The organism is Bradyrhizobium sp. HKCCYLRH1034, from assembly GCF_051168375.1.
Classification (GTDB): Bacteria; Pseudomonadota; Alphaproteobacteria; order Rhizobiales; family Xanthobacteraceae; genus Bradyrhizobium.
In genome coordinates this window covers 192,115-218,183 of sequence record NZ_JBNPUW010000010.1, presented here as the reverse complement: position 1 = coordinate 218,183, position 26,069 = coordinate 192,115, and the positions used below count along the sequence as shown (strand labels likewise).

3 protein-coding genes (1 of these 3 running past the window's edge) are annotated in these 26,069 nt (G+C 68.4%); all 3 read left to right on the top strand.

Annotation, left to right across the window (positions count from 1 at the left end):
* Tightly spaced (each overlapping or abutting the next), the 3 genes in view from ACQR0W_RS23900 to ACQR0W_RS23890 form a layout consistent with a single transcriptional unit that may run on beyond the window.
* Positions 1–3,083 carry the 3' portion of a non-ribosomal peptide synthetase gene (locus ACQR0W_RS23900; RefSeq protein WP_316170925.1) on the top strand. The gene continues 6,643 nt to the left of window position 1, outside the view, so 3,083 of the gene's 9,726 nt are visible here — the last part of the coding sequence; its start codon lies off the left edge, out of view; the stop codon is at positions 3,081–3,083.
* Positions 3,080–9,670, top strand: a complete 6,591-nt coding sequence (locus ACQR0W_RS23895) for a non-ribosomal peptide synthetase (protein WP_316187154.1) — start codon at positions 3,080–3,082, stop codon at positions 9,668–9,670. The genes ACQR0W_RS23900 and ACQR0W_RS23895 overlap by 4 nt, the downstream gene beginning before the upstream one ends.
* Positions 9,663–26,069, top strand: a complete 16,407-nt coding sequence (locus tag ACQR0W_RS23890) for a non-ribosomal peptide synthase/polyketide synthase (RefSeq protein WP_316187155.1) — start codon at positions 9,663–9,665, stop codon at positions 26,067–26,069. Before ACQR0W_RS23895 ends, ACQR0W_RS23890 begins: the two co-directional genes overlap by 8 nt.

The following is a 26,069-nucleotide window of genomic DNA, read 5'->3' as shown; positions in this document are numbered from 1 at the left end:
TGACGCCGGCGCGGTTGCGTGCGGCATGGCAGACGGCGAGTGCGCGGCATGCGGTGCTGCGGACCGGGTTCGCCTGGCAACAATTGTCCGGAGCAGCCCAGCAGATCGTCTACCGGCAGCTCGACGTGCCCGTCGTCGACGAGGATTGGCGCAGCCGTATCACGGGCGGGGCTGCGGCGGCGGAGATCGATGCGGCGCTTGCGCAGGCGGCACGGCGCGAGCGCGAACTCGGCTTCGACATTACCCGGCCGCCGCTGCAGCGGCTGCGGCTGATCCGGCTCGGCGAAGACAGGCTGTGGCTGATCTGGACGCATCATCACATCGTGATCGATGGCTGGAGCTCGGCGCGGCTGCTCGCCGATGTGCTGCAGCAGATCGGCGGCGCCGCGCCGTCGGCGGCGCAAGGCGGCTACCGCGACTACATCGCCTGGCTGCAGACGCGCGACCAGGCGGCAGCCGCTGATTTCTGGCGCGAGACGCTGCGCGATTTCGAGCCCACGCCGCTCGCCGACGCCTTGCGTGCGAGCCGCGCGATCGACGCTGCGAGCGGCCATGGCCGGCTGACGCTGCGCGTGGACGGTGATCTCGCGGCTCGCCTGCGGCGGTTCGCGACGCAGCAGCGCATCACGATGAATACGCTGCTACAGGGGACCTGGGCCCAATTGCTGCGGCAATATACCGGGCAAAGCGCGGTCTGCTTTGGCGTCACGGTCTCGGGCCGTCCGGCCGAGCTTGCCGGCGCCGAGAACATGGTCGGCCTCTTCATCAACACGCTGCCGCTGATCGATCGCGCGCATCCGCAGACCGCGACCGGCGACTGGCTGCGCGCCCTTCAGGCGCAGAGCGTCGCGGCGCGCGACTATGAGTGGCTGCCGCTGCACGAGATCCAGCGCCTGGCCGGCAGGGCCGCGCAGCCGCTGTTCGACAGCCTGATGGTGTTCGAGAACTATCCGATCGATCAGTCGCTCACTGCGCGCGACGGTGCCGGGCCGCAGATCGGGCGGGTCGAACACGTGACGCCGACCAACTATCCGATCGCGGTCATCGTGTTCGATGGACCCGAGGGCCTGCGCCTCGACTTCAACTACGATCGCGCGCAACTGGACGACCATGCGGTTCGCCGGGTGAGCGCGTCGTTGCGAGACTGGCTGACGCGGATTTCGGCGGATGCCACCCGTCCGACCGGCAGCCTTCGCACGGTCGACGGAGAGGCGCTGGCGTGCGTCCTGCGCTGGAGCGGAGCTGCGATCGGCGAGACGTCACCCCGACCGTTGTCGATCGGCGCGGCGCCTGGCCTCGTGGCGCAGATCGAGGCGCGGGCGAAGGCCGTCCCGGACGCGGTTGCGATCGTCTGCGGCGACCGCCGGATCAGCTACGGCGAACTGAACGCGCGGGCAAACCGGCTGGCGCGGCGACTGCGCGCGCGCGGGATCGGCGCCGATGTCGTGGTTGGACTGGCGCTGGAGCGCGATGCCGAGATGATTGTGGCGCTGCTCGCCGTGCTGAAGGCCGGCGCCGCCTACCTGCCGCTCGATCCGGACTATCCGGCCGAGCGTCTTGCCCACATGCTCGGCGACAGCGGCGCAAGACTGCTGCTCACGCAAGCCGAGCTGCAAGATCGGTTCACGCCCGCGCTGGCCGACAGCGGAGCCGAAGCCTGGCTGCTCGATCGCATCGACGATGGAGGCGACGCCGGTAACCTCGACCTCGCCAGTCATCCGGAGAGCCTCGCCTACGTCATCTATACCTCGGGCTCAACCGGCCTGCCCAAGGGCGTGATGGTGCGTCACGGCGCAGTGACGAATTTTCTGGCGACGATGGCCGAGCAGCCGGGGATCGCATCGGACGACCGCGTGCTGGCATTGACCTCGCTGTCGTTCGACATCGCGGTGCTGGAGCTGTGGCTGCCGCTGACCCGGGGAGGCCGGATCGTGCTGGCCGACCGCGCCTCCGCGCAGGATCCGACGGCGCTGAAGGCGATCGTGGCCAGGCACGGCGTGACCTTGATCCAGGCGACACCGTCGAGCTGGCGCATGCTGCTCGATCATGACGGGGCCGCCGCGCTGCCTCGTCGCTGTCGCGTGCTCAGCGGCGGCGAGGCGCTGGCTCCCGATCTGGCACGGCGGCTCGTCGCGCTGAGCGGCGAGGCCTGGAACATGTATGGGCCGACAGAGACCACGGTGTGGTCTGCGCGCCACCGGCTCGATGCCAATGATCCCATGCCGGTGCTCGGCGGTCCGATCGGCAATACCACACTCTATGTGCTCGACGCCAATCTCAATCTGGCGCCGCCCGGCGTGGCCGGCGAACTGTTCATCGGCGGCGAGGGACTGGCGCGCGGCTATTGGAAGCGGCCCGGGCTCAGCGCGGAACGGTTCATTCCGGATCCGTTCGGCGGCCCCGGTGCACGGCTGTACCGGACCGGCGACCTGGCGCGTTGGCGTGCCGATGGCGCGCTCGACTATGTCGGCCGCGCCGATCACCAGGTCAAGATACGGGGGCATCGCATCGAGCTCGGCGAGATCGAGGCGCGGCTGCGCGCGCTGCCCGGCGTCCGCGACAGCGTCGTGGTCGCGCAGGATGTCGGTGGCGGTAGCAACCTGATCGGCTATGTCGGCAGTGAGTGCGCGCTCGATGGCGGCGAGCTGCGCGCGGCGCTCGCGACGGCGCTGCCGGACTACATGGTGCCGTTGCGCGTCGTCGTGCTGCCGCGGCTGCCGCTGACGCCGAACGGCAAGGTCGACCGCAAGGCGCTGCCGCTGGCCTCACAAGGCGACGCGGGGGCCCACTATCAAGCTCCGGTCGGCGAGATCGAGATCACGCTGGCCGGCATCTGGGCGGAGCTGCTCGGCCTCGACCGGGTCGGGCGGGGCGATCACTTCTTCAATCTCGGCGGCCACTCTCTGCTGGCAGTACGGCTGCTCAGCCGTGTCGCGCAGGAGTTCGGCACATCGATGCGATTGTCCGAGCTGTTCGTTCATCCGGAATTGGCGGAGTTCGCGCGCGTCCTCTCCATCAGACTGATCGAGCAGCAGTTCGCCGAAGGTGAACTCGAGGACCTGATGACAGCGGAGCTATCATGAGCGGACAATCAGGACAGCCTCTTCTGCACAACCTCGATCCGGAGGCGCTGCGCCGGTTGGCATCGCGCGCGCGACAGCGCGGCCGCAATGTCCCCAGACGCGATACAAACACGATCCCGATCGCCGATCGCGGGGGCTCGCTGCCGCTCTCCTTCGCGCAGCAGCAGCTCTGGCTGCTGGCCCAGCTCGAGAATGGAAGTACCAACTATCACATCGATGTGGCGCTGCGGCTGCGCGGCCGGCTCGACATCGGCGCATGGCGCCGCAGCCTCGACCGGCTGTTCTCCCGCCACGAGGCGCTGCGGACGGTCTTCGTCGCCGAGCAGGGCGAGCCGCGGGTCGCGCTGTTGCCGCCGGACACCAGCCTGCCGCTGGAGGTGCACGATCTTCGCGGGCGGCCGGACCGCGAAACGCGGCTGGCCGATCTGCTGAATGAGTGTACGCGCGCGCCGTTCGATCTTGCGCGGGGTCCATTGATCCGCAGCCATTTGATCGACCTGGGCGATGATGATCATGTCCTTCTGCTCAGCCAGCATCACATCATCTCCGACGGATGGTCGATGGGCGTCATCGTCCGCGAGCTCTCGGCGCTGTATGCCGCCTTCGTTGCAGGCGGCAATGATCCGTTGCCGCCGCTGGCGATTCAGTATCCGGACTATGCTGCATGGCAGCGCCATTCGCTGACGGCAGATCGGCTGCGGCGGCAGCTCGATCATTGGATCGCCGTGCTGCGCGACGCGCCGTCCTTGCTGGCACTGCCGACGGACCGGGCGCGATCTGCACCGCGATCCAACGCCGGCGCCGCGGTGCCTGTCGAGATCGACGACGGTCTTTCGGCCGATATCAGGCAATTGAGCATCGCGCTCGGCGCCACCCCGTTCGTCATCGTGCTGGCCGCCTGGGCCCTCGTGCTGTCGCGGTTGGCCGGCCAGCAGGATCTCGTCATCGGCACGCCGACCGCCAATCGGATGCGTTCGGAGCTCGAAGGCCTGGCCGGCTTCTTCGTCAACATGCTGGCGCTGCGGCTCGACCTCTCGGGCGGTCTAGCTGTGGCCGAGTTGATCGAGCGGGTGAAGACGGCCGTCCTTGCGGCGCAGGATCATCAGGACCTGCCGTTCGAGCATCTTGTCGAGGCGCTCCAGCCCCCGCGGCATCCGGAATACACGCCCGTGTTCCAGGTGGTGTTCGCATGGCAGAGCAATGATATCGGCTCATTGGCGCTGCCCGGCCTGGCGGTCGAGCGCCTTGCGACCGAGCAGCACAAGATCAAGTTCGATCTCGAGCTCGATCTCAGTGAGAGCGGTGGACGCATCTCCGGCAAGATCAACTACGCGACGGCGCTGTTCGACGCCGAGACCGTGCAGCGCTATCGCACCTATCTGCTGGCGGTGCTGCGCGCCATGGTCGCCGACACCAGCCAGCCGGTCGATCGCATCGAGCTGCTGCCAGCCGAGGAACGTGCGCTGCTGCTGGATGTCTGGAACCGCACGCGCTCGTTCACGCCGCCTGACTGCTGCATTCAGGATCTCGTTGCCGAGCAGGCGCGCCGCCGGCCGTCGGCGGTGGCGCTGGTCCATGACGAGCTCAACCTGACCTATCGCGAGCTCGAGCTGCGCGCCAATCGCCTCGCGCATCATCTCGTCGCGCTGGGCGCTGGTCCGGACCGGCTGATCGCGATCTGCCAGCAGCGCGGCATCGATGCGATCGTCAGCGTGCTCGCGGTCCTCAAAGCGGGAGCGGCCTATCTGCCGCTGGACCCAACCTATCCGCCGCAGCGGCTGCGCGAGACCGTGACCGATGCCCGGCCGACGCTGCTGCTCTGTGACGGCGCGAGCGCCGGCCCGCTCGGCAGCGTGGCATGTCCGGTCGTGGATGTGGAGAGCGATGCGTCGGCCTGGAGCGGGCTGCCAGAGGGCGCACCGGATGTTGTTGCCCGTGGCCTGACGCCGCGCAACCTCGCCTATGTCATCTACACGTCGGGCTCGACCGGACAGCCGAAGGGCGTGATGATCGAGCACCACGGCCTGGTCAATCTCGCGCAGGCCCAGATCGGGCTGTTCGACACCGGTCCGCACAGCCGGATCGCGCAATTCGCCTCCTTCAGCTTCGATGCGAGCGTGTGGGACATCGTCATGGCGCTTGGCGCCGGCGCCGAACTGCATCTGCTCGGAAGCCGCGAGCACCGCGATGCGGCGGAGCTGGTGAACTATCTCGCCGAACATCGCATCACCCATGCCACGTTGCCGCCGGCGATACTGCACGGCCGCTCGGACCTCGCGCGGCTCTCCGGGCTCGAGGTGCTCGTTCTCGCTGGCGAGTTGCCAAAGCCGGAGCTGTTCGAGGCCCTGCCGTCGGAGATCGCGGTCTTCAACGCCTACGGCCCGACGGAAACAACCGTCTGCGCAACCGCATGGCGCCGTCCGCCCGGCTTCGCCGGCGGTGTCGTCCCAATCGGTCGCCCGATCGCCAACGCGCGGATCTATCTGCTCGACGCCCAGGGCATGCCGGTGCCGCGCGGTGCCGTCGGCGAGATCTGGATCGGCGGGGCAGGGGTTGCCCGCGGCTATCTCAACCGTCCCGATTTGTCGGCGCAGCGCTTTGCCGTGGATCCGTTCGGGCTGTCGTCCGACGCGCGGATGTATCGAACCGGTGACCTCGGCCGCCATCTCGCCGACGGCAACATCGAATTCCTGGGCCGCAACGACCATCAGGTGAAGATCCGCGGCTTCCGCATCGAGCTCGGCGAGATCGAGCATCGGCTGAATGCGCAGGCCGGAGTGCGGGACTCGGCGGTGCTGGCGCGGCGCGATGCGCAGGGCGATCTCACGCTCGTCGCCTATGTGGTGCCGGCGGACGATGCAGGTGATCCCAGCGCATGGGCTGCGCGCCTGCGCACGCATTTGCAGGCGTGTCTTCCGGACTACATGGTTCCCTCGGCGATCGTTCGCCTCGATGCGTTTCCGCTGACACCCAACGGCAAGGTCGACCGGCAGGCGCTGCCGGCGCCGGACGACGAGGCGTTCGGCCGTGGCGCCTATGATCCGCCCCACGGCGAGATCGAGCAGGTCCTCGCTGCTATCTGGCGCGAGCTGCTGGGCATCGAGCGCGTCGGTCGCAACGATCATTTCTTCGAGCTCGGCGGCCATTCGCTGCTCGTCGTCCGCATGCTGGACCGGCTGAAGCGCCATGCGCTGACGATCGATGCGCAGATGGTGTTCGCCAAGCCGGTGTTGCGCGATCTCGCGGCCAGCCTGCGGCAAAGCGAGGAGACCGCAATTCCTGACAACCCGATCACGGCGCAGAGCCCGGTCATCACGCCGGACATGCTGCCGCTGGTCGCGCTGAGCCAGGGCGAGATCGACCGCCTGGTGGGCCGTGTGCCGGGCGGCGTCGCCAACGTCCAGGACATCTACGCGCTGTCGCCGTTGCAGGAGGGAATCCTGTTTCATCATCTGCTCGCGACCGATGGCGACCCCTACGTGCTGGTCGCGCAGATGGCATTTGCGGGCCGTGATCTGCTGGATCGCTATCTTGCGGCCGTTCAGGACGTGATCGACCGGCATGACGTCCTGCGGACGTCGTTCCTCTGGGATGGGCTGTCGGTGCCGGCGCAGGTGGTCTGGCGCCAGGCACCGCTAAGCGTCACCGAAGTTGAGCTCGAAGGCAACGAGCCGGCCCAGGTCGAACTGGCGCGTCGCTTCGATCCGAGATCCTGCCGGCTCGATCTGACCCAGGCGCCATTGCTGCGTCTCGTTGTCGCCCGCGACCCACGAAATGATCGCCTGCTGCTGCTGGTCCTGCTGCATCACATGGTCGGCGACCATACCACTCTGCAGGCGCTGCATGAGGAAGTGCAACTGATCCTGGCGGGCCGCCGCAGCGCTCTCCCTCCACCGAGTCCGTTCCGCAACCTCGTGGCCGAGACCCGCAAGGCCGGCGGGCGGGATGCGCAGCAGCGCTTCTTCCGGAGCATGCTCGCCGACATCGATGCGCCGACGGCACCATTCGGATTGATGGAGGTGCGCAGCAACGGCGACGGCGCGCGCGAGGCAAAGCTGCCCGTGCCGGCTACTCTCGACGCGCGGCTGCGCGCGCAGGCGCGGCGCCTTGGCGCGAGCCTCGCCAGCCTCTGTCATGTCGCCTGGGGCCAGGTGCTGGCGCGCAGCAGCGGACGTGATCAGGTCGTGTTCGGCACCGTGCTGCTCGGCCGCATGCAGGCCGGCCACGATACCGGCCGCAGCCTGGGCCTGTTCATCAACACGCTGCCGTTGCGGCTCGATCTCGACGGCACGTCGGTTGAGGACAGCGTTCGCGCAGCGCATGGGCGGCTGGCGGAGCTGATGGCGCATGAGCATGCCTCGCTGGCAATGGCCCAGCGCTGCAGCGGCGTCGCGCCGCCGACGCCGCTGTTCTCCGCGATCCTGAACTATCGGCACGGCCGGAGGCAGGATGCGCCGGCAGACGCAGAGTCCCTGCAAGGCGTCGAATGGCTCGGTGGCGAGGAGCGCACCAACTATCCGCTGATGCTGGCGGTAGACGACGACGGCCATGGGCTTCACCTGACGGTCCAGGCCGTGGCGCCAGTCGCGCCCGAGCGGGTCGGCGCGATGATGCAGCACGCGCTCGAGCAGCTGGCGCTTGCGCTGGAAGCGGCGCCGCACACGCCGGTGCGCCGGATCGACGTCGTTCCAGTGGATGATCGCGCGCGGCTGCTGCAGGCCTGGAACGCGACGGCGACCAACGATGCAAATGTGCTCTGCGTGCACCGGCAGTTCGAGGCCCATGCGGCGCGAGCTCCCGATGCGGTCGCACTGGTGCATGGGCAGGAGATGATCAGCTACGGCGCGCTCAATGCGCGGGCGAACCGGCTGGCGCGACGGCTCCGGGATCGCGGCGTCGGGCCGGACGTGGTGGTCGGGCTGGCGCTGGAGCGCGGCGTCACGATGATGGTGGCGCTGCTCGCGGTGCTCAAGGCGGGCGCGGCCTATCTGCCGCTCGATCCGGACTATCCGTCCGAGCGTCTCACGCACATGCTGAACGACAGCGGCGCCAAACTGCTGCTGACACAGGCTACGCTGCATGACCGGTTCGCGCCGGTGCTGGCCCGGAGCGATGCCGAGGCCTGGCTGCTCGACGTGGCGGCCGGCGATGGCCTCGGCCAGACCGATGATCTTTCCGTCGATGGGCATGCGGAGAGCCTCGCCTACGTCATCTACACTTCCGGCTCGACCGGGCTCCCCAAGGGCGTGATGGTGCGCCACGCCGCGGTGACGAACTTCCTGGCGACGATGGCCGGACAGCCTGGCATCGCGGCCGACGACCGCGTGCTGGCGCTGACCTCGTTGTCCTTCGACATCGCCGTGCTGGAGCTGTGGCTGCCGCTGGCCCATGGCGCCCGGATCGTGCTCGCCGACCGCGCCGCGGCCCATGATCCGGCGGCGCTCAAGGCGCTGGTCGCACGGCACGGCGTGACCATGATCCAGGCGACGCCGTCGAGCTGGCGCATGCTGCTCGATCACGATGCGGCCAATACCAGCGAAACCGCTCCATGGCTGCCGAAAGGCTGCCGCCTGCTGAGCGGCGGGGAGGCGCTGGCCTCGGATCTGGCGCGGCGGCTCAGCGCGCTGAGCAGCGAGGTCTGGAACCTGTATGGGCCGACCGAGACCACGGTATGGTCGGCGCGTCACCGCCTCGATGCGACGAATCCGGTGCCGTTGCTCGGCAGCCCGATCGGCAACACCCGGTTGTACGTGCTCGACGGCGATCTCAACCTTGCGCCGATGGGCGTCACCGGCGAGCTCTTCGTCGGCGGTGACGGACTCGCGCGCGGCTATTGGAAACGCGCGGCGCTGAGTGCCGAGCGCTTCATTCCGGATCCGTTCGGCAGCGACGGCGCGCGGCTGTACCGGACCGGCGACCTCGCGCGCTGGCGAGCCGACGGTGTGCTCGACTATGTCGGCCGCGCCGATCATCAGGTGAAGATCCGCGGACATCGGATCGAGCTCGGCGAGATCGAGGTGCGGCTGCGGGAGCTGCCGGGCGTGCGCGACAGCGTCGTCGTCGCGCAGGAGCTCGGCGGCGGCCGTCAGTTGGTCGGTTATGTCAGCGGCGAGGCCTCGCTCGATGGCAGTGACCTCCGCGCCGCGCTCGCAACGGCGCTGCCGGACTACATGGTGCCGTCGCGCGTGATCGTGCTGCCGGAACTGCCGCTGACCCCGAACGGCAAGATCGACCGCAAGGCGCTGCCGCGGCCGGACGCGAAGCCGCCGGGGGCGCACAGAGTCGGCCCGCGCAATCCGACCGAGGCGGCGCTCGCGACGATCTGGGCCGAGCTGCTGCACAGGCCGGAGGTCGGCGTCACCGACAACTTCTTCGAGCTCGGCGGCGACTCGCTGGTGGCCGTCCAGCTCGTCGGCCGCATCAAGCGCGATCTTGCGCGGGAGCTGCCGCTGAAGCGGTTGTTCGAGCTGACCACGGTCGAGGCCATGGCGTCCGCGCTCGCCGCGGACCCGCCGACGAGCAGGCGCAGCGACGACATCGCCGCCATGTTCGATCTGCTTGAGGAAGTCGAGTTCGCCAATGAATGATCAGTCCGGACTTCAGGCCCAGCAGCTCAGCGAGATCGCGCGCCGGTTGGCGCGTCTCGATGCGCCGAAGCAGCGCGCCTTCCTGACGCAGTTGGCGGCCAAGGGCATCGATCTGTCGATTTTGCCGATCGCGCGCCAGCATCTGCAGCGCGCGCCGTTGTCATTCGCGCAGGCCCGCCTCTGGTTCCTGTGGCGGATGGATCCGGGCGGCTCCGCCTACAACATGCCGGTCGCGATCCGCCTGCGGGGCCGTCTCGACGCCGCTGCGCTTCAGAAGGCGCTCGACGGACTCGTCATGCGCCATGCCGCGCTCCGCACCACGTTCCGGCAGGACGGCGGCGAGCCGGAGCAGATCGTAGGCAAGCCGGCGCCGGTCGCGCTTCGCCGTATCGAGATTGCGGGCGACGATCGCGACCAGCAGGCGCGCCGGCTGCTGCGTGAGGAAGCGGCGCTGCCGTTCGATCTCGAATCCGGACCGCTGCTGCGCGCGGCGCTGCTCGGGCTCGGCGAGCACGAGCATATCCTCTCGGTCACGCTGCACCACATCGTCGCCGATGGCTGGTCGATGCAGGTCCTCACCGAGGAGTTCTGGCAGCTCTATCGCGCTGCCGTCCGCGGCGAGACCGCCTCACTGCCGGCGCTCGAGGTCGACTACGCCGATTTCGCCGCCTGGCAGCGACTGTGGCTCGGCGCCGTGGAGGAAGAGCGGCAGCTCCGGTACTGGACCGACCGGCTGCACGACACGGCCATGCTGCAACTGCCGTTCGATCGCCCCCGATCGGCCCAGACCGACCAATCCGGCGATGCCATACGCCTGTCGCTCGGCGCCGAGCTTTCCGATCGTCTGCGCGGGCTCGCCCGACAGCATCACACGACGCTGTTCGTCGTGCTGCTCGCGGCGCTGAAGCTGGTGCTCTATCGCTACAGCGGGCAGGGCGACATCTGCGTCGGCGTTCCGCTCGCCAATCGCGACCGGTCGGAAACGCGGCGGCTGATCGGGCTGCTGGTCAACACCCAGGTGCTGCGCACGCGCATCGACAGCCGGAGCACGATCGCCGACGTCATTCACGCCCTGCGCGAGGCCTCGCTCGAGGCCCAGGATCACCAGGATCTTCCGTTCGAGCGGCTGCTGGACGTGCTGCAGCCGCAGCGAAGCCAGAGCCAGACGCCCCTGTTCCAGGTGCTCTACAACCATCAGCATCGGCGCGAGCCGGCACATGCGCCGGCTGCGTCCGAATTGCAGATCGAGACGATCGCGGCAGAGATCGAGACGGTGAAATTCGACCTCGCGCTCGACAGCGAGGAAGCGCCGTCGGGAGACGTCTCGGCGCTGTTCTCCTTTGCCACCGCGCTGTTCGACCGGTCGACCATCGCACGGCTCGCCGGGCATTGGCTGACGATCCTGCGGGCAACGGTCGCGGATCCCATGCAGCGGATCGTGGCGCTGGAGCTGTTGTCGGACCGGCAGCGCGACGACGTCAGGCAGTGGAATGCCTGCGCGCCCGCACTCGCGGGATTCCAGCCGGTGCACCGGATGCTCGCGCGGCACGCAAAGGAGAGGCCGGGCGCGACAGCCCTGGTGTTCGGGGCCGAGACGATCAGCTATCAGGCGCTCGATCGCCGCGCCAATGCCATCGCGCAGCATCTGTTGGCGCTCGGCGTGCGACCCGGCGAGCTCGTCGGGCTCTCGATGCAGCGCTCGCGCGATCTCGTCGCAAGTCTTGTTGCCGTCCTCAAGGCCGGCGCGGCCTATCTGCCGCTCGATCCCGATCATCCGCCGGCGCGGCTCGCCGCCACCGTTCGGGATGCCGGCGCGCGCGTCGTGCTGGTCGATGCGGCGGGACGATCGCAATGGCCGCCGATGCCGGGCATCGCGGTCGTCGATCCCGGCGCGATGCCGGCCGAGACGACGGAGATTGATCCGGCGGTCGATGTCCATCCCGCGAGCCTCGCCTACGTGATCTATACGTCCGGCTCCACCGGTGTACCGAAGGGCGTCGCGGTCGCGCATGGACCGTTCGCGATGCATTGCGACGCCACCGCAGGTCTCTACGAGATGGACCGGCAGTCGCGCGAGCTGCACTTCCTCTCCTTCACCTTCGACGGCGCGCATGAGCGGTTGTGGACCGCGCTGAGCTGCGGCGCGACCTTGGTGATGCGTGACGCCGATCTCTGGTCGGCGGAGAAGACGCTCGACGTGATGGGCGCGGAGCGCGTGACCAATGCCGGCTTTCCGCCGGCCTATCTGCAGCAACTCGCCGACTTCGCGGCGTGGCGCGGCGATCCGCCGCCCGTGTCGTTGTATTCGTTCGGCGGCGAGGCCATGCCCAAATCGGGCTTCGACAAGGTCAGGCAGGCGCTGCGGCCGCGCAAGCTGATCAACGGCTATGGTCCGACGGAGACAGTGGTCACGCCGCTGGTCTGGAAGGTCGACGTCGATGCCGAGATCGACTGCGCCTATGCGCCGATCGGCCGCCCGGTCGGCCGGCGCTCGGCCTATGTTCTCGACGGCGATCTCAACATCGTTCCGGTCGGCGTCACCGGCGAGCTTCATATCGGCGGCGAGGGGCTCGCGGCCGGCTATTGGAATCGGCCGGCGTTGACGGCGGAGCGCTTCATCCCCGATCCGTTCGGCGCACCGGGCACGCGGCTGTATCGCACCGGCGATCTGGCGCGCTGGCGCGCCGATGGCATCATCGACTATGTCGGCCGGTCCGACCACCAGCTCAAGATCCGCGGCTTCCGCATCGAGCCGGGCGAGGTCGAAGCACGGCTGACGCGGCAGGCGGGTGTTCAGTCGGCGGTGGTGGTGGCACGCGAGATCGGCGGACGCCAGCAGCTCATCGGCTATGCTTGCGGCGAGGATGGCCTCGACGAGACCGGGCTGCGCGCGGCGTTGTCCGAGGAACTGCCCGACTACATGGTTCCGGCCCGCATCGTACTGATGTCGCGGATGCCGCTCACGGCGCATGGCAAGGTCGATCGCGACGCCTTGCCGGCGCCCGAGCAGTTGTCTGCTGAGGCCGACTACGTCGCACCGCAATCCCCGGCTGAACTGGAGCTGGCGGCGATCTGGGCTGAATTGCTCGGCCATTCGCGGGTCGGGCTGACCGACAACTTCTTCGAGCTCGGCGGCGATTCCATCATTTCATTGCAGGTGGTCGGACGTGCGCGCCAGCGCGGGCTTGCCATCGAGCCGCGCGACCTGTTCCGGCATCAGACGCTGCAAGGGCTGGCGCAGGTCGCGCGCCGCGATCGGGCGGCGGTCGTCTTCGCCGAGCCGCTCGCGCGCGATGGCGATCCGGTGCCGCTGTTGCCGATCCAGCGCCGCTTCTTTGCCGAGGACGCCGGCGAACGGCATCACTGGAATCAGGCGTTGATGCTGGTGCCGTCGGCACGGCTCGACTGGCGGGTGTTGGCGCCGGCGGTCGAGGCCGTGGTGGCGCATCACGAGTCCCTGCGACTGCAATTCCTCCAGAGCGACGGCGCGTGGCAGGCGAGATATGGCGCGATGCCGGCGAGCGCCGATCTGCTCTGGACCCGCGCTGTTCAGGATGCGGCGGAGATCACCTCGGTTGCCGCCGCCGCGCAGGCAAGCCTGTCCCTGCAGGGGCCGTTGCTGCGCTTCGTCGGCATGGACGTCGCGGACGGCAGCCAGAGGCTTCTCATCGTCGTGCATCACCTCGTCGTCGACGGCGTATCCTGGCGTGTGCTGCTCGAAGACATCATGTCGGCGCATCGACAGGCGGCGCAGGGCGCGGTTGCGATTGCGTTGCCCCCCAAGAGCCAGTCCATGGCGTCGTGGAGCAGGAGGCTTGAAGACTACGCGGTGAGCGAGGAGCTGGCCGATCAGCTCGACTATTGGAGACAGCGCAGTGCCGCCGGCGGCCTGCCATGCGACGACGATCACGATGAGACCGACCGCGTCGCCGATGGCGAAGACGTCGCCGTGTCGTTCGATGCCGACATGACCGGGCAGCTGCTCAAGCAGGCACCCGCTGCCTACAGGACCCAGGTCAATGATCTGCTGTTGGCGGCGCTGGCCCGCGCCGTCAACCGCTGGTGCGGACTCGATGAATGCCTGGTCGAGCTCGAAGGCCATGGCCGTGAGGATCTGTTCGAAGGCATCGACCTGTCGCGCACGGTCGGCTGGTTCACGACCGCATTTCCGCTTCGCCTCTCCGGTGGCGCGGGCGACGATGCCACGCTCATCAAGTCGATCAAGGAGGAATTACGGGCCATCCCGGCGCGTGGGCTCGGCTATGGCGTGCTGCGCTACTGCGGCAGCCCTGAGCAGCGCGCCGCCCTGGCGGGCGGCGCCGAGCCGCGGATCGTGTTCAACTATCTCGGCCAGTTCGGCGCCGGCCCTGACCCTGCCTTCGCGCTCGCGCCGGAAGGCGCGGGTCCGTCACGCAGCGCCGGCGCACCGCTTGGCCGCTGGCTCAGCATCAACGGCCAGGTGCTCGACGGCCAGCTGAGGCTGACATTCAGCTTCGGCCGCCGACGCTATCGCCGCGCGACGATCGAGCGGCTGGCCGCGTGCTATTCCGCGGCGCTGCGCGAACTCGTCGCGCATTGCACGAGCGGCGTACATGGCCTCACGCCGTCGGACGTTCCGCTGTCGGGCCTCAGCCAGCCGGAGCTCGACCTGCTCGGAGCCTCGCGCGATTGGCGCGATATTGAGGACATTTATCCGCTGTCGCCGATGCAGCAGGGCATGCTGTTCCACGCGCTGCGCGACGGCGACAGCGGCAACTATGTCAGTCAGATCGCAGTCGACGTCAGCGGCGCCGATGCGGCGCGTTTACGCGCGGCGTGGCAGGCGGTGACGGCGAGACACGCGGTGCTGCGGACCGCGTTCGTGTGGAAAGAATTGTCGGGCGCACCGCAGCAGGTCGTCCATCGGCAGGCTCCCGTTCCCTTCGTCGAGGAGGATTGGCGCGACCGTGTGGACTCGATGGATCAGGCCGCGCGTGACGCGGCGCTGGCCGAGGTGGCGGCAGCCGAATGGCGCGCCGGTTTCGACCTGTCACGGCTGCCGCTGCAGCGGGTCCGTCTCATCGATCTCGACGGCGGCGTTTTCCGCCTGATCTGGACCCATCATCACATCCTGCTCGACGGCTGGAGCGCAGCAAGGCTCATCGGCGAGATCATGCAGCATGTCGGCGGCGCGTCGCTGGGCGCACCGCGCGGCCGCTATCGCGATTACATTGCCTGGCTGCAGCGGCAGGATCCCGAGGCGTCGAGCATGTTCTGGTCGCGCTCGCTCTCGACGCTCGGCGAGCCGAGCCTGCTGGCCGATGCGCTGGGCGGGCCGGCCGCACCTGCCGACGGCCATGCCTCGATCGATCTCGTGATCGATGCGGTGAAGACCGAGCGGCTGCAGGTCGCGGCACGGCGCGAGCGGGTGACGTTGAACACGCTTCTTCAGGGGGCGTGGGGCCAGTTGCTGCGGCGCTTGACCGGCCAGGATGTCGTCTGCTTCGGCGCCACGATCTCCGGCCGGCCGCCCGAGATCGCGGGCGTGGAAGAGGCGGTCGGCCTGTTCATCAATACCGTGCCCGCGCTCGAGGACGCGAGACCTCAAACGCCGGTCGGCGAGTGGCTGCGCAGCCTGCAGAATCGCAACGTCGACCTGCGCGAGCATGGCTGGATGCCGCTGCACGAGATCCAGCGCCTTGCCGGCCGCGCCGGCCGGCCGCTGTTCGACACCATCTTCGTGTTCGAGAACTATCCGGTCGACGCGGCGCTGCGCGATCAGGCCGGCGGGGGGCCGCGCGCCAGCCGCGCCGAGCAGATCTCGATCACCAACTATGCGCTGACGGTCGCGGTGTTCGTGACCGACGCCGGCATCCGGCTCGGCTTCCGTTACGATCGCAGCCGGTTCGACCAGGTGCAGATCGAGCGGATACAGGCGGCGTTCGCCTGCCTGCTCGGGCGCATCGCCGACGACAGCAGCCGCCTGGTCGCGGAGCTGCATGGTTTGGACGCCGCCGCTTTGCAACGGGTGCTCGGCTGGAGCTCGGGACCCGCCGCGCCGACGGTGAAAGACGGCTTCGTCGACGTCGTGACGCAGATCGAACAGCAGGTCGCACGGGCGCCTGCGGCCATGGCCTTGATCTCCGATCAGGAGGGGATCAGCTACGCGGAACTGAATGCGCAGGCGAACCGCCTGGCGCGACAGATCATGCAGGCCGGCATCGCTCTGGATGCTCCGGTCGGCTTGGCATTCGAGCGCAGCGCCGACCTGGTCGTGGCTGTGTTGGCCGTTCTGAAGGCCGGGGCCGGCTACCTGCCGCTCGATCCGGATTATCCCAGCCAGCGGCTCGCGGCGATGCTGGGCGACAGCGGCACGCGGCTGGTGCTGACGCAGCCGCAGTTGCGTGATCGGCTGATGGAGATCACGGCAGGGGCGGGCGCCGAGTTGATCGCCGTCGGCGACAGACGCGCCTCGCAGGACACGGACACCGGCAGCTTGGATCTCCAGAGTCCGACCCACGCCGAGAGCCTCGCCTATGTGATCTACACGTCCGGCTCGACCGGCGTGCCGAAGGGCGTGGCCTGCACGCGTGGTGCGCTGGCAGCGCGGCTCGCCTGGATGCAGCGGGAGTACGGGCTCGATCCCGGCGAAACGCTGTTGCAGAAGACGCCGTTCAGCTTCGACGTCGCGGTGTGGGAAATCCTGTGGCCGTTGACGGTCGGTGCGCGGCTTGCGATCGCGGCGCCGGGGGCCCATCGCGAGCCGAAGCGGCTGGTCGATGCGGTCACCGCGCATGGTGTGACCACGCTGCATTTCGTGCCGCAGATGCTCGCGCAATTCGTGGCTGAGCCGGAGGCTCGCCGATGCGTGAGCTTGAAGCGGCTGTTCTCCGGTGGCGAGGCCTTGCCGGTCCCGCTAAAGGACCAAGTCTACGCGGTATTCCCAGCAATCCGGTTCGACAACCGCTATGGGCCCACCGAAGCGCTGATCAATGCCAGCTTCTGGAACTGCCGCGCGGCGAGCGGGGCGCGCGTGCCGATCGGCTTTCCGATTCCAGGCACGATCCTGCGCATTCTCGACACCGACCTCAATCCGGTCGCCGAGGGCACGACGGGCGAGCTCCATATCGGCGGAGACGGGCTGGCGCGCGGCTATCTCGGGCGCGCGGCGCTGACGGCCGAGCGCTTCATTCCCGATCCTTTCGGACCTCCCGGCGCGCGGCTCTATCGAAGCGGCGATCTGGCGCGCTGGCGCAGCGACGGCGCCATCGACTATGTCGGCCGGGCCGATCACCAGGTAAAGGTTCGCGGCTTCCGCATCGAGCTCGGCGAGATCGAGGCGCGGCTGCTGCAGCAGCCATCGGTCACTGCGGCCGTCGTCATCGCGAGGGAGTTCGGGGCTGGCCGGCAACTGGTCGGCTATGTCTGCGGTGACGGCGCGCTCGATGGCGAGGTGCTGCGCGACGCATTGTCCGCGACGTTGCCGGACTACATGGTGCCGGCGCGGATCGTGGTCCTCGACCGCCTGCCGCTGATGGTGAATGGCAAGGTCGATCGCAACGCGCTGCCGGCGCCGGAGGCGCCCGCTGCAGCGATGCGGATTGCGCCGCGGACGCCGGCCGAGGCTGCGTTGGCAACCATCTGGGCCGAGCTGCTGCATCAGCCCGATGTCGGCATGACCGACAATTTCTTCGAGCTCGGCGGCGATTCGATCATCTCGCTGCAGATGGTCAGTCGTGCGCGGCGGGCCGGCCTTCTGATCGAGCCACGAGACGTCTTCAAGCATCAGACGCTGGAAGCCCTGGCGCGCGACGCGCGGCAGGTCGTCCGGTTGGAGACGACGGCGGAGCAGGGTCTCGTCTCCGGGCCACTCCCGTTGCTGCCGATTCAGCTCCGTTTCTTCGAGCAGGAGCTGGAGGCGCCCGATCACTGGAACCAGGCCTTGCTGCTGCGGCCGCAGCAGCGGCTCGACTGGGACGTGCTGCGGCGCGCGGCAGTGGCCGTCGTCACTCATCACGATGCGCTGAGACTGCGCTTCGAACGCATCGACGGCATCTGGCGCGCCGAGCACGGGCCGGCGCCGGCGGTCTCCGACCTGTTTCGGTCGTGCGAGCTGGCCGATGGCGAGGCGGTCACCGCGCTCGCCGCTGAGGTCCAGGCGAGCCTTTCGCTCGCGGAGGGACGTCTGGTGCGGCTGGTCGGCATCGATCTGCCGGAGGGCGGGCAGCGCCTCCTGATCGTGATTCATCACCTCGTGACCGACGGCGTGTCGTGGCGTGTGCTGCTGGAGGATCTCGCGGCTGCCTATGAGCAGCTCATGCGTAGACAAGAGGCGACGCTGCCGCCCAAGACGCACGCCTATGCCCAATGGGGCGCAGCGCTGCGCGCGCACGCGGCCTCGGATGTGCCGGCTGCAGAGTGGGATCATTGGTCCGGTCTCCGGCAGACGGAGGACGTGCCGAGCGATTTCGATCATGCGGATCGGGATACGATTGCAGACGCCGACGACGTGCCGCTCGCGATCGACGCTGAGCTGACCGCGCGTCTGCTGGGCACGGCGCACGGGGCGTACAGAACCCAGGTCAATGATCTGCTGCTGTCGGCGCTCGCGCGTGCGCTGTGGCTGTGGTCGGGCCGGGAGATCATGGCGATCGAACTCGAGGGTCACGGCCGCGAGGATCTCGGCGGCGGGCTCGACCTGTCGCGAACCATCGGCTGGTTCACGACCGCGTTCCCGGTACGACTGGCGGCTGGATCGCAGCCGCCCGCGGTGCTGATCAAGGCGACCAAGGAGATGCTGCGGTCCGTCCCCAGCCGGGGACTTGGCTACGGTGTCCTGCGCTACCTGGGTTCTGATGCCCAGCGCGCGGCGCTGACGACGGGCGTGCAGCCGCGCATCGGGTTCAATTATCTCGGACAGGTCGATGGCAGCGCGGACGAGACGGCGCTGTTCTCGATCGCGCCCGAGAGCGCCGGCCCGTCGCGCGCCGCATCGAGCCCGTTGCGCCACCATATCGCGATCAATGCGAGGGTGCTCGACGGTCGTCTGGAGCTGTCGTTCGGCTTCAGCGGGAAGCGTCAACGCCGCGAAACGATTGCGCGCCTGGCGGACTGTTTTGAGGCGGCGCTGCGTGAGCTGGTAGATCACTGCACGAGCGGCGTCCATGGCGTGACGCCGTCCGATGTGCCGTTGTCGAAGCTGAGCCAGGCCGAGCTCGATGCGCTGGCGCTGGATTGGCGCGAGGTCGAGGACATCTATCCGCTGTCGCCGATGCAGCAGGGCATGCTGTTCCACGCGTTGCACGACGACGGCACCGGGGTCTACGTCAACCAGGTTGCCGCCGAGACCCGCGGTCTCGACGCCGGCAAGCTGCAAGCCGCGTGGCAGGCGGTCAGCAATCGCCATACCGTGCTTCGCACCGGTTTCCTGTGGCGTGAATTGCCGGGACCACCGCAGCAGGTCGTCCATCGCAGTGCCGACGTTCCCTTCGTCGCGGAGGATTGGCGGGAACGTGCGGCGCAGCTCGCTCCGGCCGCTTTGGATGCTGCGCTCATGGCGGCTGCAGACCGCGAGCGCGCCGACGGCTTCGATCTCTCGCGGCCGCCGCTGCAGCGCGTAAGGCTGATCCGGATCGCCGACGACCGGCATTGGCTGATCTGGACTCATCATCACATTCTGATGGACGGCTGGAGCTCGGCCCGATTCATCGCCGAGGTGATGCAGTACGAGGGGCAGGGGGCGCTGCAAGGACAGCCGCCGCGCTACCGCGACTACATCGCATGGCTGCAGGCGCAGGACCACGGTGCTGCGGCCGAGTTCTGGCGAGCGGCGTTGGCCGGGCTCGACGAGCCGAGCCTGCTGTCGCGGCCTGCGGTCGACGCTCGCGTCGGCCATGGCTCGCTCACCATGGCGGTGGACGCCGATCTCAGCGAGCGGCTGCAACGCTTCGCGACCCGCGAACGGGTCACGCTGAATACGGTGGTGCAGGCGGCATGGGCGCAATTGCTCCGTCGGTTCACCGGGCAGGATACGGTCAGCTTCGGCGTGACGGTGTCGGACCGGCCCGCTGGGCTCGCTGGCGCCGAGGAGATGGTCGGCCTGTTCATCAACACCTTGCCCGTGGTCGATGCCGAGGATCCGCAGCGGCGGGTTGGTGCGTGGCTGCGCGACCTGCAGGATCGCAATCTCGCCTTGCGGGATCATGGCTGGATGCCGCTGGCCGACATTCAGCGGATCGCGGGCCAGGCAGGGCGTCCGCTGTTCGACAGCATCCTGGTGTTCGAGAACTATCCGGTGGACGAGGCCTTGAAGACCCGAGACGGCCGCGTGAGCGTCGGCCGGACGAGGATCCTCGAAACGAGCAACTACCCGCTGTTCGTGAGCGTCGGTCTCGAAGCAGAGCTGCGGCTGGTATTCAATTTCCAGCGGCAACATTTCGACGAGGCCCAGATTCGCCGGCTGCACAAGGCGTTCGTGCAACTGCTCGCGGCCATCACTGGCGATGCCGAGCAGGCGGTCGGCTGCCTTGCGGCTGATGATCCCACGGACATCGCGCTGCTGGCGCGGGTCAACGCAACGGCCGGGGCCGTGATAGCGCCGGGTGTCGTCGCTCAGTTCGAGGCCCAGGCAGGGCGCGCGCCCGATGCGATTGCGCTCGTGCACAATGAGGAGACGATCAGTTACGGAGCGCTGAATGCGCGCGCGAACCGGCTGGGCCATAGGCTCAGGGAGCACGGCGTCGGTCCCGATGTGGTGGTGGGACTGGCGCTGGAGCGCAGTGTGACGATGATGGTGGCGCTGCTCGCGGTGCTCAAGGCGGGCGGAGCCTATCTGCCGCTCGATCCGGACTATCCGGCCGAGCGTCTCGCGCACATGCTGTCCGACAGCGGCGCGAAGCTGCTGCTGACGCAGGCGACGCTCCACGACCAGCTCGCGCCTGTGCTGGCGGACGGCCACGCCCAGGCCTGGCTGCTGGACGAGGAGTTTAGAGAAGATTCGGTCGGCGTCGGCGATCTCGACGTCGCCATCCATCCAGACAACCTGGCTTACGTCATCTACACCTCCGGCTCGACCGGCCTGCCCAAGGGCGTGATGGTGCGCCATGGCGCCGTGACGAATTTCCTGGCGACGATGGCTGAGCAACCGGGCATCGCGCGCGATGACCGTGTGCTTGGCTTGACCTCGCTATCGTTCGACATCGCGGTGCTCGAGCTCTGGCTGCCGCTCATTCATGGCGCGCGGATCGTGCTGGCGGATCACGCCTCGGCCCATGATCCGGCGAGGCTGAAGGCGATCGTCGCCGATCATGGCGTGACCCTGATCCAGGCCACGCCGTCGAGCTGGCGCATGCTGCTCGATCATGACGATGGTGCGCGCGGTTGGCTGCCTCAAGGCTGCCGCTTGCTGAGCGGCGGCGAGGCGCTGGCGCCCGACCTGGCGCTTCGGCTGCTCGCGCTCGGAGGCGAGGCCTGGAACCTGTTCGGGCCGACCGAAACCACGGTGTGGTCGGCGCGCCATCGGCTCGACGCACGCGATCCCGCACCCGTCCTGGGCGGCCCGATCGGCAGCACCACGCTGCATGTGCTCGACGGCAATCTCAAACCCGCCCCCGTCGGCGTGACAGGCGAGCTCTTCATCGGCGGCGAGGGCCTGGCCCGCGGCTATTGGCGGCGAGCGGCGCTCAGCGCCGAGCGCTTCATTCCCGATCCATTCGGCGATCCCGGTGCGCGGCTGTACCGCACCGGCGATCTGGCGCGGTGGCGCGCCGACGGTTTGCTCGACTATGTCGGCCGTGCCGACCATCAGGTGAAGATCCGCGGCCACCGCATCGAGCTCGGCGAGATCGAGGCGCGGCTGCGCACGCAGACCGGCGTGCGCGACAGCGTCGTGGTGGCGCAAGAGCTCGGCGGCGGCCGGCAGCTCGTCGGCTATGTCAGCGGCGACGATGCGCTCGACGGAGCCGAGCTGCGCGCGACTCTCGCGTCAACGCTGCCGGACTACATGGTGCCGTCGCGCGTGATGGTGCTGCCGCGGCTGCCGCTGACACCGAACGGCAAGATCGATCGCAAGGCGTTGCCGTTGCCCGATACGCGGCTTGGGCAGGGACAGCGCGTCGCGCCACGCAATCCGACCGAGGCCGCACTTGCTGCGATCTGGGCCGAGCTGCTGCACCAGCCGGACGTCGGCGTCACCGACAATTTCTTCGAGCTCGGCGGCGACTCGATCATCTCGCTGCAGATGGTCAGTCGCGCACGCCGGGCTGGTCTCGAGCTGGAGCCGAGAGACGTGTTCCGGCTGCAGACGATCGAGCTGCTCGCGCCGGCCTGCGTGGCGGCGCGGAACGACCAGCCCGCAATCACTCGCGCGCGCGGCGCATTGTCCGGGCTGACGAGCGAGGAGCTCGCGCGGCTCGGTGTCGACTGGGACCGCATCGAGGACGTCTACCCGCTCTCGCCGATGCAGCAGGGCATGCTGTTCCATAGCCTGCGCGATGCCGGAAGTGGCGTCTATGTCAACCAAGTCAGCGTCGAGATCCGCGGGCTGGACGTCGAGCGGCTGCGCACCGCGTGGCAGGAGGTCTCTGCCTGTCATCCGATGCTGCGTACCGGATTTCTCTGGCGCGAGCTGTCCGGCGCACCGCTGCAGGCCGTCCATCGCGCGGCCAGTGTGCCGTTCGCAACGGAAGACTGGCGTGGGCAAGCTGTCGATGAGGCGCGGCTGTCGTCAGCGCTGGCCGCGGAGCGCGGCGCCGAGTTCGATCTCGCGGTGCCGCCACTGCAGCGTGTCCGCTTGTTGCAGCTCGACCACGATCGTCATCGCCTGATCTGGACCTACCATCATATCCTGATGGATGGCTGGAGCTCGGCCCGCTTCATCGGCGAAATCCTAGGGTGCTATGCCGGGCGGGCGCTCCCGGCTCTTTCGGCGCACTATCGCGATTATGTTGCCTGGCTGCTGGCCCAGGACGCGCAGGCCGCCGAGCGCTTCTGGCGAGGACAACTCACGGCCTTCGACCAGCCGACGCAACTGGCCGATGCCTTCGGCGCGCGGCGCTACGACGCGCACGGACACCGGCGCTGCTACACCCGGCTCGACAAGGATGCGACCGCGGCATTGAAGGCGTTCGCCCGGCACGAGCGCATCACCCTGAACACGCTCATCCAGGGCGTCTGGGCGCTGCTGCTGCAACGCTACACCGGCCAGCAGACCGTTACATTTGGAGTCACCGTCGCCGGCCGTCCGGCTGGTCTCGACGGGGCCGAGCAGATGATCGGCCTGTTCATCAATACGCTGCCCGTGATCGAGACGCCTTCGCCGGCCGCAACGGTCGGTGACTGGCTGCGCGCCATGCAGGACCGCAACGCGGCGATGCGCAACTTCGAGCAGACGCCGCTCTACGACATCCAGAGCTGGGCCGGACGTGCCGGCGAGACCATGTTCGACAGCATCATCGTGTTCGAGAACTATCCCGTCGACCGAGGCCTGCTGCAGGGGGACGGCTCGCTTCAATTCGGCGAGCTGCGCAACGTCGACGTCACGAACTATCCGATGGACCTGTCCGTCATGGTCGAGGATACGCTGCAGGTCGAATTCACCTATATGCCGAGCCACTTCACGCCGGAACAGGCGGAGCAGGTGAGGGCGCAATTCGAACATCTGCTCGCGGCCATGCTACGAGGTCCGGAAGCCAGGCTTGGCGCGATCGATGCGTCCACCGCTCAGGATGTGCAGCGCGCAGATGCCTGCAATGGCCGGGCGGCGTCTGCCGCGATGCGTCCATTCGTCCACGAGATGATCCGCGATCATGCACAGCGCGATCCGGAACGTGTCGCCCTGACGATCGGCGGCCGGAACCTGTCCTACGGTGAGCTCGATCGTCGCGCCAACCGGATCGCGCTCCACCTCGTCGAGGCCGGGCTCGGGCCCGACCAGCGCGTCGGCGTCGTCGTCGAGCGCAACGAAGCGACGATGGCCGCGCTGCTTGCCGTGCTGAAGGCCGGCGGAGCCTATGTCCCGCTCGATCCCGAGCTGCCGCCGGACCGCGTTGCTCATGTGATGCGCGACTCCGGGATGAGGATGCTGCTGTCCGGCGCGCGTGACATCTCCGTTATCGAAGGCGTCCAGGCGATCGATCTGGCCTCGTTCGATTCTGCCAGCGGTCCGAACCATGCGCCGGATCCACGCCTGCATCCGGAGAGTCTCGCTTACGTGATCTACACGTCCGGCTCGACCGGGCGGCCGAAAGGCGTCGCCGTCGCGCATGGACCGCTGGCGATGCATTGCCGAGCGACCGCTGCGCTCTACGAGCTCGACGAGCACGCAAGCGAGCTGCATTTCCTGTCGCTGGCCTTCGACGGCGCGCATGAACGGTGGCTCACGGTGCTGTCGCAGGGCGCTCGGCTGGTCATGCGCGATGCGGAGCTGTGGACGCCCGAACAGACCGTCGCTGAGCTTCATGCGCAGCGGATCACGCATATCGGCCTGCCGCCGGCCTATCTGCAGCAGGTCGCAGAGTGGGTGGAGCAGGCCGGCAATCCGCCGCCCGTTAGGCTGTATTCGTTCGGCGGCGAGGCGATGCCCAAGGCCGGCTTCGACAAGGTCAGGCGGACGCTGAAGCCGCAAATCCTGATCAACGGCTATGGACCGACCGAGACCGTCGTGACACCGCTCGTGTGGAAGGTCGACGGCAACACGGCGTGCGACAAGGCCTATGCGCCGATCGGGATTCCCGTCGGCCGCCGCACCGCCTACATCCTCGATGGCTCGCTGAATCTCGTTCCGGCAGGCGCAGCCGGCGAGCTCTACATCGGCGGGTTCGGGCTCGCGCGCGGGTACCACGCCAAGCCAGGCATGACGGCGGAACGCTTCGTGCCGGATCCATTTTCGGCGGACGAGGGCGCACGCCTCTACCGCACCGGCGACCTTGCGCGATGGGATGCGAGCGGCACGATCGAATATCTCGGACGCAGCGACGATCAGGTCAAGGTCAGCGGCTTCCGGATCGAGCTTGGCGAAATCCAATCGGCTCTGCTGAGCGACCCAGCGGTCGCGCAGGCTGCCGTGCTCGCCGTGGTGGGTGCGGGAGGAAATCAGCTCGTGGCCTATGTGGCGCCACGGGCGCCAGGCGACGCCGCCGCGGCTGCGGCCGAGCGGCTGTCTGCAACGCTGACTGCCGCGCTGCGCCGGACTTTGCCGGCCTACATGATTCCATCCCGCATCATCGTGCTCGAGCGTCTGCCGACGCTGTCGAGCGGCAAGGTCGATCGCAAGGCGTTGCCCGCGCCTGATATCGCAGCCGGGCGCGCGTTCATCGCCCCGGAAAGTCCCGCCGAGGTCGCGATGGCGAAGCTGTGGGCGGAGATCCTCGGTGTTGCGCAAGTCGGCGTCACCGACAACTTCTTCGAGCTCGGCGGCAACTCGATCCTGAGCCTCAATGTGATCGCGCGCCTTCGCCGTGCCCCGATCCTCGATGGCGAGATCAAGCTGCGGGATCTTCTCCAGAAGCCGACCATTCGCGCCTTGCTCGGCACGCCCGCAGCATCATCCATGCGGCCGTCGGCGCTGCTGCCCCTGAGTTCGCCGATCGATGGCACGCCGCCGGTGTTCTGTCTTCACGGCGGCTTCGGCACGGTGTTCGACTACGCGCCGCTGGCGCGGCGCCTGGAGGGACGGAGGCAACTGATCGGACTGCAGTGCCGGACGCTGATCGAACCGTCCTTCACCGACGAGTCGCTGACGGCAATGGCCGTGGACTATGTCGATGAGATCGCGCGGAAGCAGAGCAAGGGACCCTATCATCTGATCGGCTGGTCGCTTGGCGGACTGGTCGCGTGCCTGGTTGCTGCCGAACTCGAGCGGCGCGGCGAGCGAGTCGAGCGCCTGGCGCTGATCGACAGCTTCGTTCCGCATGGTGACGAGCAGCCGTCGCCCGGGCGGCATTGGACCGACGACTTGCTGACGCTGCTGTCGGTCGCGGCGCCGGGCGTGCAGCCTCCAGCCATTGCGTCGCAGGTGACGGCGATTCGTTCCGGCGATGCGCCGGTGACGGACGAGGTGATCCGGCGCCTGGCCGTCGATGCAATCGGCACGGCGCCGCTGCAGCCGCGCGACGGTCTTCTCGGCGCCGACGACATCGTCTCGGCCTTCAGGGTCGGGCGCCACCTCGCGCAACTGGCTCGGGCGGCCGAATGGCCGGCCGATCTCGTTGCAGCGCCCGGCTGCTGGTGGACCTCCGGCCGGCTTCGACAGCGCGATCGGCTCGCGGCGGGACTGCCGCAGGCGGCAGATTTGGGCGTGGTCGGCGACGACCACTTCTCGATCCTTGGCAACGAATCCTTCCTGGCGGCGCTCGGCGCGTGGCTGGAGCCGGACCAGGCGGCGCAGACATCACCGGCTCTGCAGCCGGAACCGGCTGAATGA